11 protein-coding genes are annotated in these 15,552 nt (G+C 74.8%); 10 read left to right on the top strand and 1 reads right to left on the bottom strand.

Going from position 1 to position 15,552, the window contains the following annotated elements:
* The first annotated feature begins 46 nt into the window (after positions 1 to 46).
* From ABZ923_RS09420 to cobI, 7 genes are read left to right on the top strand one after another with little or no spacing between them, the layout of a single operon-like run.
* Complete coding sequence (locus ABZ923_RS09420; RefSeq protein WP_361468902.1) at positions 47 to 991, top strand: cobalamin biosynthesis protein; 945 nt, start codon at positions 47 to 49, stop codon at positions 989 to 991.
* Positions 988 to 2,496 carry a cobyric acid synthase gene (locus tag ABZ923_RS09415; protein WP_361468899.1) on the top strand — a complete coding sequence of 503 codons (1,509 nt, stop codon included), beginning with the start codon at positions 988 to 990 and terminating at the stop codon, positions 2,494 to 2,496. The genes ABZ923_RS09420 and ABZ923_RS09415 overlap by 4 nt, the downstream gene beginning before the upstream one ends.
* A complete protein-coding gene (gene cobN / locus ABZ923_RS09410; RefSeq protein ID WP_361468897.1) occupies positions 2,493 to 6,143 on the top strand; it encodes a cobaltochelatase subunit CobN in 3,651 nt (1,216 codons plus the stop codon). Before ABZ923_RS09415 ends, cobN begins: the two co-directional genes overlap by 4 nt.
* Positions 6,140 to 8,131: a putative cobaltochelatase gene (locus ABZ923_RS09405; RefSeq protein WP_361468894.1), complete on the top strand. Its 1,992-nt coding sequence runs from the start codon at positions 6,140 to 6,142 to the stop codon at positions 8,129 to 8,131. Before cobN ends, ABZ923_RS09405 begins: the two co-directional genes overlap by 4 nt.
* Complete coding sequence (gene cobO / locus ABZ923_RS09400; RefSeq protein ID WP_361468888.1) at positions 8,131 to 8,730, top strand: cob(I)yrinic acid a,c-diamide adenosyltransferase; 600 nt, start codon at positions 8,131 to 8,133, stop codon at positions 8,728 to 8,730. The genes ABZ923_RS09405 and cobO overlap by 1 nt, the downstream gene beginning before the upstream one ends.
* Complete coding sequence (locus ABZ923_RS09395) at positions 8,724 to 10,124, top strand: cobyrinate a,c-diamide synthase (RefSeq protein ID WP_361468885.1); 1,401 nt, start codon at positions 8,724 to 8,726, stop codon at positions 10,122 to 10,124. The genes cobO and ABZ923_RS09395 overlap by 7 nt, the downstream gene beginning before the upstream one ends.
* Positions 10,121 to 10,852 carry a precorrin-2 C(20)-methyltransferase gene (gene cobI / locus ABZ923_RS09390; protein ID WP_361468882.1) on the top strand — a complete coding sequence of 244 codons (732 nt, stop codon included), beginning with the start codon at positions 10,121 to 10,123 and terminating at the stop codon, positions 10,850 to 10,852. Before ABZ923_RS09395 ends, cobI begins: the two co-directional genes overlap by 4 nt.
* Positions 10,853 to 10,926: 74 nt before the next feature.
* Here the strand turns inward: cobI and ABZ923_RS09385 are convergent, their stop codons facing one another.
* A complete protein-coding gene (locus ABZ923_RS09385) occupies positions 10,927 to 11,661 on the bottom strand; it encodes a ZIP family metal transporter (protein ID WP_361468879.1) in 735 nt (244 codons plus the stop codon).
* Positions 11,662 to 11,743: 82 nt separating this feature from the next.
* Between ABZ923_RS09385 and cobM the strand changes: the two genes are divergently transcribed.
* The 3 genes from cobM to cobJ are packed head-to-tail and all read left to right on the top strand — an operon-like array spanning position 11,744 to position 15,497.
* Entirely contained in the window at positions 11,744 to 12,562 is an 819-nt protein-coding gene (cobM, locus tag ABZ923_RS09380) for a precorrin-4 C(11)-methyltransferase (RefSeq protein ID WP_361468876.1), read from the top strand.
* On the top strand, positions 12,559 to 13,797 hold the full coding sequence (gene cbiE / locus ABZ923_RS09375; protein ID WP_361468873.1) for a precorrin-6y C5,15-methyltransferase (decarboxylating) subunit CbiE: 1,239 nt from the start codon (positions 12,559 to 12,561) through the stop codon (positions 13,795 to 13,797). The genes cobM and cbiE overlap by 4 nt, the downstream gene beginning before the upstream one ends.
* The gene (gene cobJ / locus ABZ923_RS09370) at positions 13,794 to 15,497 is read left to right on the top strand and encodes a precorrin-3B C(17)-methyltransferase (RefSeq protein ID WP_361468870.1); all 1,704 of its coding nucleotides are present in this window, start codon (positions 13,794 to 13,796) and stop codon (positions 15,495 to 15,497) included. Before cbiE ends, cobJ begins: the two co-directional genes overlap by 4 nt.
* Positions 15,498 to 15,552: the final 55 nt, after the last annotated feature.

Here is a 15,552-nt window from a genome sequence, read left to right as displayed (position 1 = left end):
AGGACCCGTACCAGGCCCGTTCCTGTTCCCACGGCCGGCTGAGCCGATGGGTGCCGATCGCACATACGCGTACGGCGCCGCCGCCGGCGTCCTCGGGGACCTGCTTCTCGGCGATCCGCGCCGCGGACATCCCGTCGCCGTGTTCGGCCGGGCGGCGGGCGCCGCGGAAGGCGCGTTGTGGCACGACCACCGCGGCTGGGGCGCCCTGCACACCGCCGTGTGCGCCGGCGGCGCCGTCGCACTCGGCGCACTGGCCGCGCGTACCGTACGCCCCTCCCGTACCGCCTCCGTCGCGCTGACCGCCGCCGCCACCTGGGCCGTCGTGGGCGGCACCTCGCTCGCCCGGGAGGCCCGCACGATCGGGCGCGCCCTGGAGTCGGGGGACGTCGAGGCGGCCCGGGCGCGGCTGCCCCACCTGTGCGGCCGGGACCCGCAGGCGCTGGACGCCGACGGCATCGCCCGGGCCGTGGTCGAGTCGGTCGCCGAGAACACCTCCGACGCGGTCGTCGGCGCCCTCGTGTGGGGTGCGGTGGCCGGGGTTCCGGGGCTGCTCGGGTTCCGGGCGGTCAACACCCTGGACGCGATGGTGGGTCACCGGTCGCCCCGCTTCCGGCGCTTCGGCTGGGCCGCCGCCCGCCTCGACGACGTCGCCGGCTGGCCGGGGGCCCGGCTGACCGCCGTGCTCGCCGCCGCGGCCGGACCGGATCCGCGCGGTGCCCTGCGCGCCTGGAAGGCCGACGCGCACCGGCACCCGAGCCCCAACGCCGGGCCTGTGGAGGCCTCCTTCGCCGGTGCCCTCGGCGTCCGCCTGGGCGGGACGCTCTCCTACGGCGGCCGGGTCGAGCACCGCCCGGTGCTCAACGGTGCCACCGGACGGCCGGTCCGGGTCACCGACATCGACCGGGCCGTACGGCTCTCCCGCCGCGTCGGCCTGCTCGCCCTCGGCAGCACGCTCGCCGCGCGCCGACTGCTGAAAGGACGCGGGAAGTGAACGGTGGTCTCCTCGTCGCCGGCACGACCTCCGACGCCGGCAAGAGCGTCGTGACGGCCGGTATCTGCCGCTGGCTGGTCCGCCAGGGCGTGAAGGTCGCGCCGTTCAAGGCGCAGAACATGTCCCTCAACTCGTTCGTGACGCGCGAGGGCGCCGAGATCGGCCGGGCGCAGGCGATGCAGGCCCAGGCCTGCCGGATCGAGCCGACCGCGCTGATGAACCCGGTGCTGCTCAAGCCCGGCGGCGAGCAGAGCAGCCAGGTGGTGCTGCTGGGCAGGCCGGTGGGCGAGCTGAGCGCGCGCGGGTACCACGGCGGGCGCCAGCAGCGGCTGCTGGGCACGGTGCTGGACTGCCTGGCCGAGTTGCGGGGCACGTATGACGCGGTGATCTGTGAGGGGGCGGGCAGTCCGGCCGAGATCAACCTGCGCCGGACCGACATCGTCAACATGGGGATCGCGCGCAACGCGCGGCTGCCCGTGCTCGTCGTCGGCGACATCGACCGCGGGGGTGTCTTCGCGTCCTTCTTCGGCACGGTGGCCCTGCTCTCGCCGGAGGACCAGGAGCTGGTCGCCGGCTTCCTGGTGAACAAGTTCCGCGGCGACGTCTCCCTGCTGGAGCCGGGGCTGGACATGCTGCGGAACCTCACCGGGCGGCGGACGTACGGCGTGCTGCCCTTCCGGCACGGGCTCGGCATCGACGAGGAGGACGGACTCCGCGTGTCGCTGCGGGGCACCGTACGGGAGTCCGCGGTCACTCCCCCGGTCGGCGAGGACGTGCTGCGGGTCGCCGTGTGCGCGATCCCGCTGATGTCCAACTTCACCGACGTGGACGCGCTGGCCGCCGAACCGGGCGTGGTCGTGCGGTTCGTGGACCGACCGGAGGAGCTCGCGGACGCCGACCTCGTCGTCGTCCCGGGCACGCGCGGGACCGTACGGGCGCTGGAGTGGCTGCGGGAACGCGGGCTGGCGGACGCGCTCGTCCGCCGGGCCGCCGAGGGACGTCCCGTCCTCGGTGTCTGCGGCGGCTTCCAGATCCTCGGCGAGCACATCGAGGACGACGTCGAGAGCCGGATCGGCCAGGTCGACGGGCTCGGCATCCTGCCCGTCCGGGTGCGCTTCGCCCGCGAGAAGACCCTGACCCGGCCCAGCGGCGAAGCCCTCGGCGAGCGCGTCGACGGCTACGAGATCCACCACGGCGTGGCCACCGTCGAGGGCGGTGAACCCTTCCTGGACGGCTGCCGGGTAGGCCAGACCTGGGGCACCCACTGGCACGGCTCGCTGGAGTCCGACGGCTTCCGGCGGGCCTTCCTGCGCGAGGTGGCCGCCGCCGCGGGCCGCCGCTTCGTGCCCGCGCCGGACACCTCCTTCGCCGCGCTGCGCGAGGAGCAGCTGGACCGGCTCGGCGACCTGATCGAACAGCACGCGGACACGGACGCGCTCTGGCGGCTCATCGAGTCGGGCGCGCCGCAAGGACTGCCTTTCATTCCACCGGGAGCGCCCGCATGAGCACAGTGTTGTTGTTGTCGACCGCCGACACGGATCTGCTGGCGGCCCGGGCCTCCGGCGCGGACTACCGGATCGGCAACCCCACCCGGGTCGACGTCGCCGGGGAGCTGCCCGGCCTGGTCGAGGGCGCGGACCTCGCCGTCGTACGGCTGCTGGGCGGCAAGCGGGCCTGGGAGGACGGGCTGGCCGCGCTGAAGGCGGCCGGCATCCCGACCGTGCTGCTGGGCGGCGAGGCCGTGCCGGACGCGGAGTTGATGGCCGAGTCGAGCGTGCCGGCCGGCGTGGTCGCCGAGGCGCTGCGGTACCTGGTCGAGGGCGGGCCCGCGAACCTGCTGGAGCTGTCGCGGTTCCTGTCGGACACCGTGCTGCTGACCGGCGAGGGCTTCGAGGAGCCGTGCAGGATGCCGGAGTTCGGCGTGCACGGCGCGTACGGGATCCGGGACGACCGTCCGACCGTGGGCGTGCTGTTCTACCGGGCGCACGAACTGAGCGGGAACACCGCCTTCGTGGACACCCTGTGCGAGGCGGTCGAGGCGCAGGGCGCCAACGCGCTGCCGGTGTTCTGCGGTTCGCTGCGCGGTGCCGACCCCGGGCTGTACGAACTGCTCGGGCGGGCCGACGCGCTGGTCGCCACGGTGCTCGCGGCGGGCGGCACGCACGCCTCGCAGGCGTCGGCGGGCGGCGACGAGGAGTCCTGGGACGTCGGCGCGCTCGCCGACCTGAACGTCCCCGTGCTGCAGGGTCTCTGCCTGACCTCGTCGAAGAGCGCCTGGGAGGAGTCCGACGCGGCCCTGTCCCCCATGGACGCGGCGATGCAGGTCGCGATCCCGGAGTTCGACGGCCGGCTGATCACCGTGCCGTTCTCCTTCAAGGAGCAGGGACCGGACGAGGTCCCGGTGTACGTCGCCGACCCGGAGCGGGCCGCGCGGGTGGCCGGGATCGCCGTGCGGCACGCCCGGCTGAAGCACAAGCCGAACGCCGAGAAGAAGATCGCGCTGGTCTTCACCGCCTACCCGACCAAGCACTCCCGGGTCGGCAACGCGGTCGGCCTGGACACGCCCGCGTCGGCGGTGCGGGTGCTGGACGCGCTGCGGGACGCCGGGTACGCGGTCGAGGGGCACCCCGACAACGGCGACGAGCTGATCCACCGGCTCATCGACGCCGGCGGCCACGACGTCGAGTGGCTGACCGAGGAGCAGCTGGCCGCCGCGCCCGCGCGGGTGCCGCTGGCGGACTACCGGGCGTGGTTCGAGAAGCTGGACCCGGAGCTCCGGGACGCCATGCGGGAGGCGTGGGGCGAGCCGCCGGGCAGCCTGTACGTCGACGGCGGCGACATCGTGCTGGCGTCCCTGCAGTTCGGGAACGTCGTGGTGATGATCCAGCCGCCGCGCGGCTTCGGCGAGAACCCGATCGCGATCTACCACGACCCGGACATGCCGCCGTCCCACCACTACATGGCGGCCTACCGCTGGCTGGACAACAGCTTCGGCGCGGACGCGATCGTGCACATGGGCAAGCACGGCACGATGGAGTGGCTGCCGGGCAAGGGCCTCGGCCTCAGCGGCGGCTGCGCGCCCGACGCCGTCCTCGGCGACCTGCCGCTGGTCTACCCGTTCATCGTCAACGACCCCGGCGAGGGCACCCAGGCCAAGCGGCGCGGCCACGCCACGGTCGTCGACCACCTCGTGCCGCCGATGGCGCGCGCCGACACCTACGGCGACCTGGCGAAGCTGGAGCAGCTGCTCGACGAGTACGCGCTGGTCTCCGACCTGGACCCGGTGAAGGCGCCGGCCGTGCGGGCGCAGATCTGGACGCTGGTGAAGGCGGCCGAGCTGCACCACGACCTGCATGTGGACGAGCAGCCGGACGACGACGCGTTCGACGAGTTCGTCATGCACATCGACGGCTACCTGTGCGAGATCAAGGACGTGCAGATCCGCGACGGCCTGCACATCCTGGGCGGCGGGCCGGTCGCCGAGCCGCGCGTCAACCTGGTGCTGGCCGTGCTGCGCGCCTCGCAGGTGTGGGGCGGCCGGGCGAACGCCCTGCCGGGTCTGCGCGCCTCGCTGGCGGCGCACTTCGGGCTGGTGGAGAAGGAGCTGCTGGGCGAGCCGGGCGCCCCGGTGAAGGTGCCGGTGGAGCTGACGGACCTGGTGGAGGGTCCGGCCCGCACGGCCTCCGACGCGATCGACCTGCTGGAGCAGCTGTGCCGGCGAATCGCGGAGGGCATGGAGGAGCGCGGCTGGGACGCCGCGCAGAGCCGTGGTCTGCTCAGGGACGTTCTCGGCACCGAACTGCCCGACGCCGTCGCCGTGCTGGAGTTCGCGTGCACCGAGGTCGTGCCGCGCCTCGCCCGGACGACCGACGAGATCGGGCACATCCTGAAGGCGCTCGACGGCGGGTACGTCCCGGCCGGACCGTCCGGCTCGCCCACCCGCGGTCTGGTCAACGTCCTGCCGACCGGCCGGAACTTCTACTCGGTCGACCCCAAGGCGATCCCGTCCCGGCTGAGCTGGGAGGTCGGGCAGTCGCTCGCCGACTCGCTCGTGGCCCGCTACCTCCAGGACACGGGTGCGTACCCGAAGTCCGTGGGCCTCACGGTGTGGGGCACGTCCGCGATGCGCACGCAGGGCGACGACATCGCCGAGATCCTGGCGCTGCTGGGCTGCCGTCCCGTCTGGGACGACGCCTCGCGCCGCGTGACCGGCTTCGAGGTGGTGCCCCTGGCGGAGCTGGGCCGGCCGCGCATCGACGTCACGGTCCGCATCTCCGGCTTCTTCCGGGACGCGTTCCCGCACGTCGTCGGACTGATCGACGACGCGGTCCGCACGGTGGCCGAGCTGGACGAGCCCGCCGAGCGCAACTACGTCAAGGCGCACGCCGACGCGGACACCGCCGAACACGGTGACCGGCGCCGGGCCACGGCCCGCATCTTCGGCTCCAAGCCGGGCGCGTACGGCGCGGGTCTGCTGCCGCTGATCGACGCCCGCAACTGGCGCTCGGACGCCGACCTCGCCGAGGTGTACGCGGTGTGGGGCGGCTACGCGTACGGGCGGGGGCTCGACGGGCGGGCCGCGCGCGGGGACATGGAGACCGCGTTCAAGCGGATCGCCGTGGCGGCGAAGAACGTCGACACCCGCGAGCACGACCTGGTCGACGCCGACGACTACTTCCAGTACCACGGCGGCATGGTGGCCATGGTCCGCCATCTGACCGGCGCCAACCCCGAGGCGTACGTGGGCGACAGCGCCGTACCGGACCAGGTGAAGACCCGCACGCTCGGCGAGGAGACGCACCGCGTCTTCCGCGCGCGCGTGGTCAACCCGCGCTGGATGGCGGCCATGCGCCGGCACGGCTACAAGGGCGCCTTCGAGATGGCGGCGACCGTGGACTACCTGTTCGGCTACGACGCGACGGCGGGCGTGGTCGACGACTGGATGTACGAGAAGCTGAGCGCGGAGTACGTCTTCGACCCGGAGAACCGGGACTTCATGAAGAAGTCCAACCCGTGGGCGCTGCGCGGCATCACCGAGCGCCTGCTGGAGGCGGCGGACCGCGGTCTGTGGGCGGAGCCGGACGCGGACACGCTGGAGCGGCTGCGCGCCACCTACCTGGAGCTTGAAGGCGACTTGGAGGGCGACCAGTGACCACCCCGTTCCCCTTTACGGCCGTCGTCGGCCAGGACGATCTGCGGCTCGCGCTGCTGCTGAACGCCGTGTCGCCGGCGGTCGGCGGTGTGCTGGTGCGCGGCGAGAAGGGCACCGCGAAGTCGACGGCGGTACGGGCGCTGTCGGCGCTCCTGCCGGCGGTCGCCGTGGTGCCCGGCTGCCGTTTCTCGTGCGACCCGGCCGCCCCGGACCCGGGGTGCCCGGACGGGCCGCACGAGCCCGGCCCCGGCACCGCGCGCCCCGCCCGGATGGTCGAGCTGCCTGTCGGCGCCTCCGAGGACCGGCTGGTCGGCGCGCTGGACATCGAGCGGGCGCTCGCGGAGGGCGTGAAGGCCTTCGAGCCGGGCCTGCTGGCCGACGCGCACCGCGGGATCCTGTACGTCGACGAGGTCAACCTCCTCCACGACCACCTGGTGGACCTGCTGCTGGACGCGGCGGCGATGGGTGCCTCGTACGTGGAGCGCGAGGGTGTGTCCGTCCGGCATGCCGCGAGGTTCCTGCTCGTCGGCACCATGAACCCCGAAGAGGGCGAGCTGCGGCCGCAGTTGCTGGACCGGTTCGGGCTGACCGTGGAGGTCGCGGCCTCGCGGGAGCCCGACCAGCGCGTGGAGGTCGTCCGGCGCCGGCTGGCGTACGACGACGACCCCGCCGCCTTCGCCGCGCGCTGGGCCGAGGAGGAGGCCGCCGTACGGCAGCGGATCGTGGCGGCGCGGGAGTTGCTGCCGCAGGTGCGGCTGGGCGACGGGGCGCTGCGGCAGATCGCGGCGACCTGTGCCGCCTTCGAGGTCGACGGCATGCGCGCCGACATCGTGATGGCACGGACCGCGACCGCACTGGCCGCGTGGGCCGGGCGCACCGACGTGCTCGCCGAGGACGTACGTCAGGCCGCCCTGCTGGCGCTGCCGCACCGGCGCCGGCGCAACCCGTTCGACGCGCCGGGCCTGGACGAGGACAAGCTGGACGAGACGCTGGAGCAGTCCTCCGGCGAGTCCCCCGACGACGATCCGGACCCCGACGGCCCCGGTGGGGGCGGCGGGCAGCCCGCGCCCGACAGCGGTCCGCAGGGCGACGGCGCCGGCGACGCGCGGCCCGAGGCCGGTGAGGGCGGGCAGCCGCAGGCGTCCGGCGCGCAGGAGCAGTCGGCCGTACGGGCCGCCGAGCCGTTCCGGACGAAGGCGCTGAGCGTGCCCGGGATCGGCGAGGGTGCCGCCGGGCGGCGCTCGCGGGCCCGGACCGAGCACGGGCGGACCACGGGGGCCCGGCGGCCCCAGGGGGTGCTGACCAAGCTGCACCTGGCCGCGACCGTGCAGGCCGCGGCGCCGCACCAGCGGGCGCGGGGCCGGTCCGGGCCGGGGCTGGTGGTCCGGCGGGACGATCTGCGGCAGGCGACCCGGGAGGGGCGTGAGGGCAACCTCGTGCTGTTCGTGGTGGACGCCTCCGGGTCGATGGCCGCACGGCAGCGGATGAGCGCCGTGAAGGGCGCCGTGCTGTCGCTGCTGCTCGACGCGTACCAGCGGCGCGACAAGGTGGGGCTGGTGACCTTCCGTGGCTCGGCCGCCGATGTCGCGCTGCCGCCGACGTCGTCCGTCGACGCCGCCGCCGCGCGGCTGGAGTCGCTGCCGACCGGGGGGCGTACGCCGCTCGCGGCGGGGCTGCTCAAGGCGCACGAGGTGCTGCGCGTGGAGCGGCTGCGGGATCCGGCGCGGCGGGCGCTGGTGGTCGTGGTGACCGACGGCCGGGCCACCGGCGGCCCGGAGCCGGTCGCCCTCGCGGGGCGGGCGGCGCGGCTGTTCGCGGCCGGGCAGGTCGCCTCGGTGGTCGTGGACTGCGAGTCGGGGCCGGTGCGGCTCGGGCTCGCCGGGCAGCTGGCCGGGGAGCTGGGCGGTACGGCCGTGACGCTGGACGAGCTGCGGGCGGACTCGATCGCCGGGCTGGTGAAGGGAATGCAGAGCGGGAGGGCCGCGTAATGCCGCAGGGACAGCCGAGTGTCGTACCGGACGACGGTCTGACGACCCGCCAGCGCCGGAACCGGCCGCTGGTCGTCGTGCACACGGGCGTCGGCAAGGGCAAGTCCACCGCCGCGTTCGGGCTCGCGCTGCGCGCCTGGAACCAGGGGTGGCCCATCGGGGTGTTCCAGTTCGTCAAGTCGGCGAAGTGGAAGGTCGGCGAGGAGAACGCGCTCAAGGTGCTCGGTGCCTCCGGGCAGGGCGGGACCGTCGACTGGCACAAGATGGGCGAGGGCTGGTCCTGGGTCCAGCGGGACGCGCAGCTGGACAACGAGGAGAAGGCCCGCGAGGGCTGGGAGCAGGTCAAGCGTGACCTGGCCGCCGAAACGTACCGGCTGTACGTGCTGGACGAGTTCGCGTACCCGATGCACTGGGGCTGGGTCGACACCGACGAGGTCGTGGAGGTGCTGCGGAACCGGCCGGGCACCCAGCATGTGGTGATCACCGGGCGGAACGCGCCGGAGAAGCTGGTGGACTTCGCCGACCTCGTCACCGACATGTCCAAGGTCAAGCACCCCATGGACGTGGGACAGAAGGGCCAGAAGGGCATCGAGTGGTGAGTGCCGTTCCCCGGCTGGTCATCGCCGCGCCCTCCTCGGGCAGCGGCAAGACCACCGTCGCCACGGGGCTGATGGCCGCGTTCGCCGCGCGGGGGCTCGCCGTGTCCCCGCACAAGGTCGGGCCGGACTACATCGACCCGGGGTACCACGCCCTCGCGACCGGGCGGGTGGGCCGCAATCTGGACGCGTACCTGTGCGGGCCGGAGCTGGTCGCTCCGCTGTTCCTGCACGGGGCGCGGGGGTGCGACCTGGCCGTGGTCGAGGGGGTGATGGGGTTGTACGACGGGGCCGCCGGGGAGGGTGAGCTGGCGTCCACCGCGCAGGTCGCCAAGCTGCTGCGGGCGCCGGTGGTGCTCGTCGTGGACGCGTCGTCGCAGTCGCGGTCGGTGGCGGCGCTGGTGCACGGGTTCGCGTCCTGGGATCCCGGGGTGCGGATCGGAGGCGTGATCCTGAACAAGGTGGGGTCCGACCGGCACGAGGCGCTGCTGCGGGAGGCGCTGGACTCCTCCGGCGTGCCGGTGCTGGGCGCCTTGCGGCGAGCCGAGCAGGTGGACGTGCCCTCTCGGCATCTGGGGCTGGTTCCGGTCGCCGAGAGGCGCGCCGCCGCGGTCGACGCCGTCGCGGCGATGGCTGCGCAGGTGGTACGAGGGTGTGACCTGGCCGCCCTCGAAGCGCTGGCCCGTTCCGCCGGTGCCCTCCCAGCGGGCTCCGCCCCCTGGACCCCCGCCTCGCCCACCCACCACCCGACTCCGTCGGCCGAGGAGCGGGGCGAGCGGGCGGCTGAGGAGCGTGAGGTCGTTGTCGCCGTGGCCGGGGGGCCGGCGTTCACCTTCTCGTACGCCGAGCACACCGAGCTGCTCGCCGCCGCCGGTGCCGAGGTCGCCGTCTTCGACCCGTTGCGGGACGAGCGACTGCCCGACGGAACCGCCGGGCTGGTGATCGGCGGCGGCTTCCCGGAGGTGTACGCCGCCGAGCTGTCCGCCAACGAGCCGCTGCGCAAGGCCGTCGCGGACCTCGCGCTGTCCGGCGCCCCCGTGGCCGCCGAGTGCGCCGGGCTGCTCTACCTCTGCCGGGAGCTGGACGGCCGGCCCATGTGCGGGGTGCTCGACGCCACCGCGCGGATGACCGAACGGCTCACCCTGGGCTACCGGGACGCGGTGGCCGTCGGGGACAGTGTGCTGGCCGTCGCGGGGACGCGGATGCGGGGGCACGAGTTCCACCGCACGGTCGTCGAGCCCGGCGCCGGTGCCGCTCCCGCCTGGGGTGTGCGCGCCCCGGCGCGGCGGGTCGAAGGTTTCGTACAGCAGGGCGTGCACGCGAGTTATCTGCACACGCACTGGGCGTCCGAGCCCGGTGTCGCCCGTCGGTTCGTGGAGAGGTGCCGGACGTCATGAGCAGCAGGCTGGTCGGGGTCGGGGTCGGTCCCGGTGATCCGGAGCTGGTGACCGTCAAGGGGGTCAACGCGCTGCGGGCCGCCGATGTCGTCGTCGTACCCGTCATGGACACGGGAGAGCGGGGGCGGGCCGAGGCGACGGTGCTGCACTACGTGCCCGCGGAGAAGGTCGTCCGGGTGGTGTTCGCGCTGAACGAGCGGACCGACCGGGCGCGGCGGGAGGCGGCCTGGGACGCGGCCGGTGCGCGGGTGGCCGAGCTGCTGGCCGGGCACAGGTCCGTCGCGTTCGCCACCATCGGCGACCCGAACGTGTACTCGACGTTCACCTACCTGGCGCAGACCATCGCGGAGCTGGTGCCGGGTGTCGTCGTGGAGACCGTCCCCGGGATCACCGCCATGCAGGATCTCGCGGCCCGGTCGGGGGCCGTGCTGACCGAGGGCACCGAGCCGCTCACCCTCGTACCGGTGACGGCCGGGTCGGCCGTGCTGAAGGAGGCGCTGGCCGGGCCGGGGACCGTGGTGGCGTACAAGTTCGGGCGGCAGGCCGCCGAGGTGGCCGAGGCGCTGGCGGAGAACGGGCGGCTCCAGGACGCCGTGTGGGGGTCGGCGCTGGGGCTGCCCGAGGAGTCCGTGCGGCCGGCCGCCGAGCTGGACGGGACGCCGCTGCCGTACCTGTCGACGCTGATCGCGCCCCCGCGGCGGGACGGCGGGCGGGGCGGGAAGCTGTGACACCCGGCGCCGCCGTTCCGGGCGCGCGGTCAGCAGGCCCCGCCGGTCCCGCCGGTTCAGCGGGAGATGCCGGTTCAGCCGGAGATGCCGACCACCAGCCAGATGAACGCGACGCCGGTCACCGTGCACAGCAGGGTGGAGCGGGCCGGGTGCTCGTGGTGGGCCTCGGGCAGGATCTCGGCGGCGGCGAGGTAGAGCAGTACGCCGCCGAAGAGGCCCAGATAGCCGCCCAGCACCGGTTCGGGGATGTGGAAGAAGGCCGTGGACAGCGCGCCCAGCACGGGTGCGCAGGCGTCCGCGACCAGCATGGCGACGGCCCGGCGGCGCGCGTTGCCGTACAGGCTGGTGATGGTGAAGGTGTTGAAGCCGTCGGCGAAGTCGTGGGCGATCACGGCGAGCGCGACGGCCGTGCCCATGCCGCCGCCCACCTGGAAGGCCGCGCCGATCGCCACGCCGTCCATGGCGCTGTGCCCCACCATCGCGCCGGCCGCGGCCAGCCCCACCTCGGGCGCCCGTTGACGGCCCTGCCCCTCGGCTCCGCCGTGGGCCGCCTGACGGGCGGCCAGGGTGCGTTCCACCAGATGGGCGAGGAGGAACCCGGCCACGAACAGCAGCAGGGCGGCGGGCACGCCGAAGACCTCGCCGTCGGCCGCGCGCAGCGCCTCCGGCAGCAGGTCCAGGCCGACCACGCCCAGCATCAGCCCGCCGGCCAGACCCAGGACCAGGTGGCGGCGGTCGGTCACGCGCTGTGCCGTCCAGCCGCCGGCCAGCGTCATCAGGAACGCGCCGAGCGCGACGAAGACCGCCATAGGCCCTTGCTATCGGATCGACCCGCGTTCCCGCATGTCCGACAGCAACAACCGCAGTACTCGTAGGAGAGGACCGATTCCCATGGCCGAAGCCCCCACCGGCAAGGTGACCTTCGTCGGTGCCGGCCCCGGCGCCGCCGACCTGCTGACGTTCCGCGCCGCGCGGGCCATCGCCGAGGCCGACGTGGTGATCTGGGCCGCGAGCCTGGTCCAGGCGGAGGTCCTCGAACACGCTCGCGAGGACGCCGAGATCCTGGACTCGGCGACCATGTCCCTGGAGGACGTCGTCGCCGTGTACCGACGTGCGTTCGAGGTAGGGCTGAAGGTCGCCCGGATCCACTCCGGCGACCCGGCCCTGTGGGGCGGCACGCAGGAGCAGCTGGACCGCTGCCACGAGATCGGCATCGCGACCGAGGTCGTGCCGGGTGTGTCGTCCTTCTCCGCGGTGGCCGCACTCGCGCAGCGCGAGCTGACGATCCCCGAGGTCGCGCAGTCCGTGGTGCTGACCCGGCTGGGCGGCGGCAAGACGCCGATGCCGCCCGGCGAGGAGGTGCGCGAGTTCGCCCGGCACGGCACCACGATGGCGGTCTTCCTGTCGGCGGCGCGCAGCGGGCAACTGGTGCGCGAGCTGCTGGAGGGCGGCTATCCGACGGACACCCCGGTGGTCATCGCCTACCAGGCGACCTGGCCGGAGGAGCTGGTCGTGAAGTGCACGATCGGCACCCTGGAGGAGACGGTCAAGGAGCACAAGCTCTGGAAGCACACGCTGTTCCTGGTCGGCCCGGCGCTGGACGCCCGCGGGACGCGGTCGCACCTGTACCACCCGGGTCACTTCCACGGCTACCGGAAGGCCGACCCGGAGGCGCGGCGGGCGCTGCGCGAGCAGAGGGCGAAGAGTTGATCACGGTCGTCGGCACGGGGACGGGGTCGCCCGTCCCCGAGGACGTCCTCGCGGGTGCCGCGCTGGTCGTCGGCGGCCGCCGGCACCTGGACGCGGTACGGCTGCCGGAGGACGCCGAGCGGGTGGTGCTCGGGCCGCTGGCGCCGGCGCTGGACGTCGTCGGGCGGCACCTGGAGAAGGCGGGCCGGGTCGTGGTGCTGGCCTCCGGCGACCCGGGGTTCTTCGGGATCGTGCGGGTGCTGGCCGAGCGGTTCGGGCCGGGGCTGCTGGACGTGCGGCCGGGGGTGTCCTCGGTGGCGGCCGCGTTCGCACGGATCGGGCTGCCGTGGGACGACGCCGTCGTGGTCAGCGCGCACGGCCGGGAGCTGCGGACGGCGGTCCACGTGTGCCGGGCGCGGCCGAAGGTGGCGGTGCTGACGGGACCGGGTGCCGGTCCGGCGGAACTGGGGGCGGCACTGACGCACGACCCGGGCGGGCGGGTGCTCGTCGTCGCCTCCGCCCTCGGGTCCGCGCAGGAGCGGGTCGAGCGGGTCACGCCCGCCGAGGCCGCCGCCCGGGACTGGGGCGCGGACGTCAGCGTGGTGCTGTGCCTGGACGAGGGCCGGGCCCTCGGCGGGGTCCGTACGGTCGCGGGGGCGCCGGCCGGACCCGACGGCTGGGCCCTGGACGAGGACCGGTTCGCGCACCGGGACTCGATGATCACCAAGTTCGAGGTGCGGGCGCTGGCCCTGGCCCGGCTGGGACCGCGCCTGGGCGACCTGGTGTGGGACGTGGGCGCCGGCTCGGGCTCGGTCGCGGTGGAGTGCGCGCGGCTCGGCGCGGCCGTCGTCGCCGTCGAGAAGGCCCCGGACGGGGTCGCGCGGATCCGCGCCAACGCGGACGCCCACGGCGTGGACGTGCGGGTGGTGCACGGCTCGGCACCCTCCGCCCTGGCGGGGCTGGACGATCCGGACGCCGTCTTCGTCGGCGGCGGCGGGCGCGAGCTGCCCGCGGTCGTCGACGCGTGCGCGCGGCGGGCCCGGCGCACCGTGGTCGTCGCCATGGCCGCCCTGGACCGGGTGCCGGCGGCGCGCGCGGCGCTGACGGAGGCCGGCTTCACCTGTGACGGGGTGCTGTTGCAGTCGTCGCGGCTGGCGCCGCTGCCCGGGGACGTGACCCGGCTGGCGGCCACCAATCCTGTGTTCCTGCTGTGGGGCGTGCGCACCCCGGCGTCTAGTGAAGGAGTTGCCCAGTGATCGGCCTCATTTCCGCCACGGCGGCGGGAGCGGCGGCGCGGGACCGGCTGGCCGCGGCCTGGCCGGACCGGACGCGTGTGTACGAGGGTCCCGTCGGGGAGGCCGTACGGGCCGCGTTCGCCGAGTGCGAGCAGCTGGTGTGCTTCCTGGCCACCGGCGCGGTGGTACGGCTGCTCGCGCCGCTGCTCGGTGACAAGGCGGCCGACCCGGGTGTCGTCTGCGTGGACGAGGGCGGCCGGTTCGCGGTGTCGCTGATCGGCGGGCACGGCGGCGGCGCCAACGAACTCGCCCGCGAGGTCGGGGGGTTGCTGGGCGCCGAGCCGGTGGTGACGACCGCGACGGACTCCGCCGGGATGCCGGGCCTGGACACGCTCGGGCTGCCGTACGAGGGTGCGGTCGCCGCGGTCTCCCGGGCGCTGCTGGACGGCGAGCCGGTCGCGCTGGAGGCGGAGGTGGCGTGGCCGCTGCCGCCGCTGCCGGTCGCGCCGCAGGGGTCGTACACGATCCGGCTCACCGACCGTGCCGTGCCGGCCGGCGAGCGGGAGGTGCTGCTCAGGCCGCCGTCGCTGGTGGTCGGGGTCGGCGCGTCGAAGGGCGCGCCGGCCGAGGAGATCCTCGCCCTGGTCGAGGAGGCGCTGCGGGAGGCGGGGCTGTCGCCGCGGTCGGTCGGCGAGCTGGCCACCGTGGACGCCAAGGCGGAGGAGCCCAGTGTCGTGGCCGCCGCCGAGCGGCTCGGGGTGCCCCTGGTGACGTACTCGGCCGAGGAACTGGCGGGCGTGGCGGTGCCGAATCCGTCGGCGGCGCCGCTCGCGGCCGTCGGCACCCCGTCGGTCGCCGAGGCCGCCGCCCTGGTGCGCGGCGGTGAACTGCTCGTGCCCAAGCGGAAGTCCGAGCGTGCCGACGGGCAGCCGGCGATGGCGACCTGTGCCGTGGTACGGCGGCCGGCGCGCGGGCGGCTCGCGGTGGTCGGGCTCGGGCCGGGCGCCCGGGACCTGCTCACCCCGCGTGCGGCGGACGAGCTGCGGCGGGCCTCGGTGCTGGTCGGGCTCGACCAGTACGTGGACCAGATCCGCGATCTGCTGCGGCCCGGCACCCGGGTGCTGGAGTCGGGGCTCGGCGCGGAGGAGGAGCGGGCCCGCACGGCGGTCGCGGAGGCCCGCAAGGGGCAGGCGGTGGCGCTGATCGGCAGCGGGGACGCGGGCGTGTACGCCATGGCCTCCCCGGCGCTCGCCGAGGCGTCCGACGACATCGACGTGATCGGGGTGCCCGGGGTGACGGCCGCGCTGGCCGCCGGGGCGATCCTCGGCGCGCCGCTGGGCCACGACCACGTGTCCATCAGCCTGTCCGACCTGCACACGCCGTGGGAGGTCATCGAGCGCCGGGTGCGCGCGGCGGCCGAGGCGGACCTCGTCGTCACCTTCTACAACCCGCGCTCCCGGGGCCGCGACTGGCAGCTGCCCAAGGCCCTCGCGATCCTCGCCGGGCACCGCGCTCCGGCCACACCCGTCGGCGTCGTCCGCAACGCCTCCCGGCCGGACGAGTCCAGCCGGGTCACCACGCTCGCCGGACTCGACCCGGCGACCGTCGACATGATGACGGTCGTCACCGTGGGCAACACCGCGACCCGCACCGTGGCGGGGCGCATGGTGACCCCGCGCGGCTACCGCTGGCAGGAGAGCACCCGGGAGGGGGCCCGGTGAACCGTCCCGTCCCCTCCCCACTGCCCCTGCCGTACCCGTCCGTTTCGTCTGAGGA

Source organism: Streptomyces sp. NPDC046881 (assembly GCF_040645015.1).
GTDB lineage: Bacteria > Actinomycetota > Actinomycetes > Streptomycetales > Streptomycetaceae > Streptomyces.
Note: the sequence above shows the minus strand (reverse complement) of the source record. Positions and strands in the feature narration are given on the sequence as shown.

Bases quoted from the DNA above. Each gene is read 5' to 3' on its own strand.
- ABZ923_RS09420 (WP_361468902.1), top strand. From the start codon at position 47: ATGGGTGCCGATCGCACATACGCGTACGGCGCCGCCGCCGGCGTCCTC.
- cobN (WP_361468897.1), top strand. From the start codon at position 2,493: ATGAGCACAGTGTTGTTGTTGTCGACCGCCGACACGGATCTGCTGGCG.
- cobO (WP_361468888.1), top strand. From the start codon at position 8,131: ATGCCGCAGGGACAGCCGAGTGTCGTACCGGACGACGGTCTGACGACC.
- cobI (WP_361468882.1), top strand. From the start codon at position 10,121: ATGAGCAGCAGGCTGGTCGGGGTCGGGGTCGGTCCCGGTGATCCGGAG.
- ABZ923_RS09385 (WP_361468879.1), bottom strand. From the start codon at position 11,661: ATGGCGGTCTTCGTCGCGCTCGGCGCGTTCCTGATGACGCTGGCCGGC.
- cobM (WP_361468876.1), top strand. From the start codon at position 11,744: ATGGCCGAAGCCCCCACCGGCAAGGTGACCTTCGTCGGTGCCGGCCCC.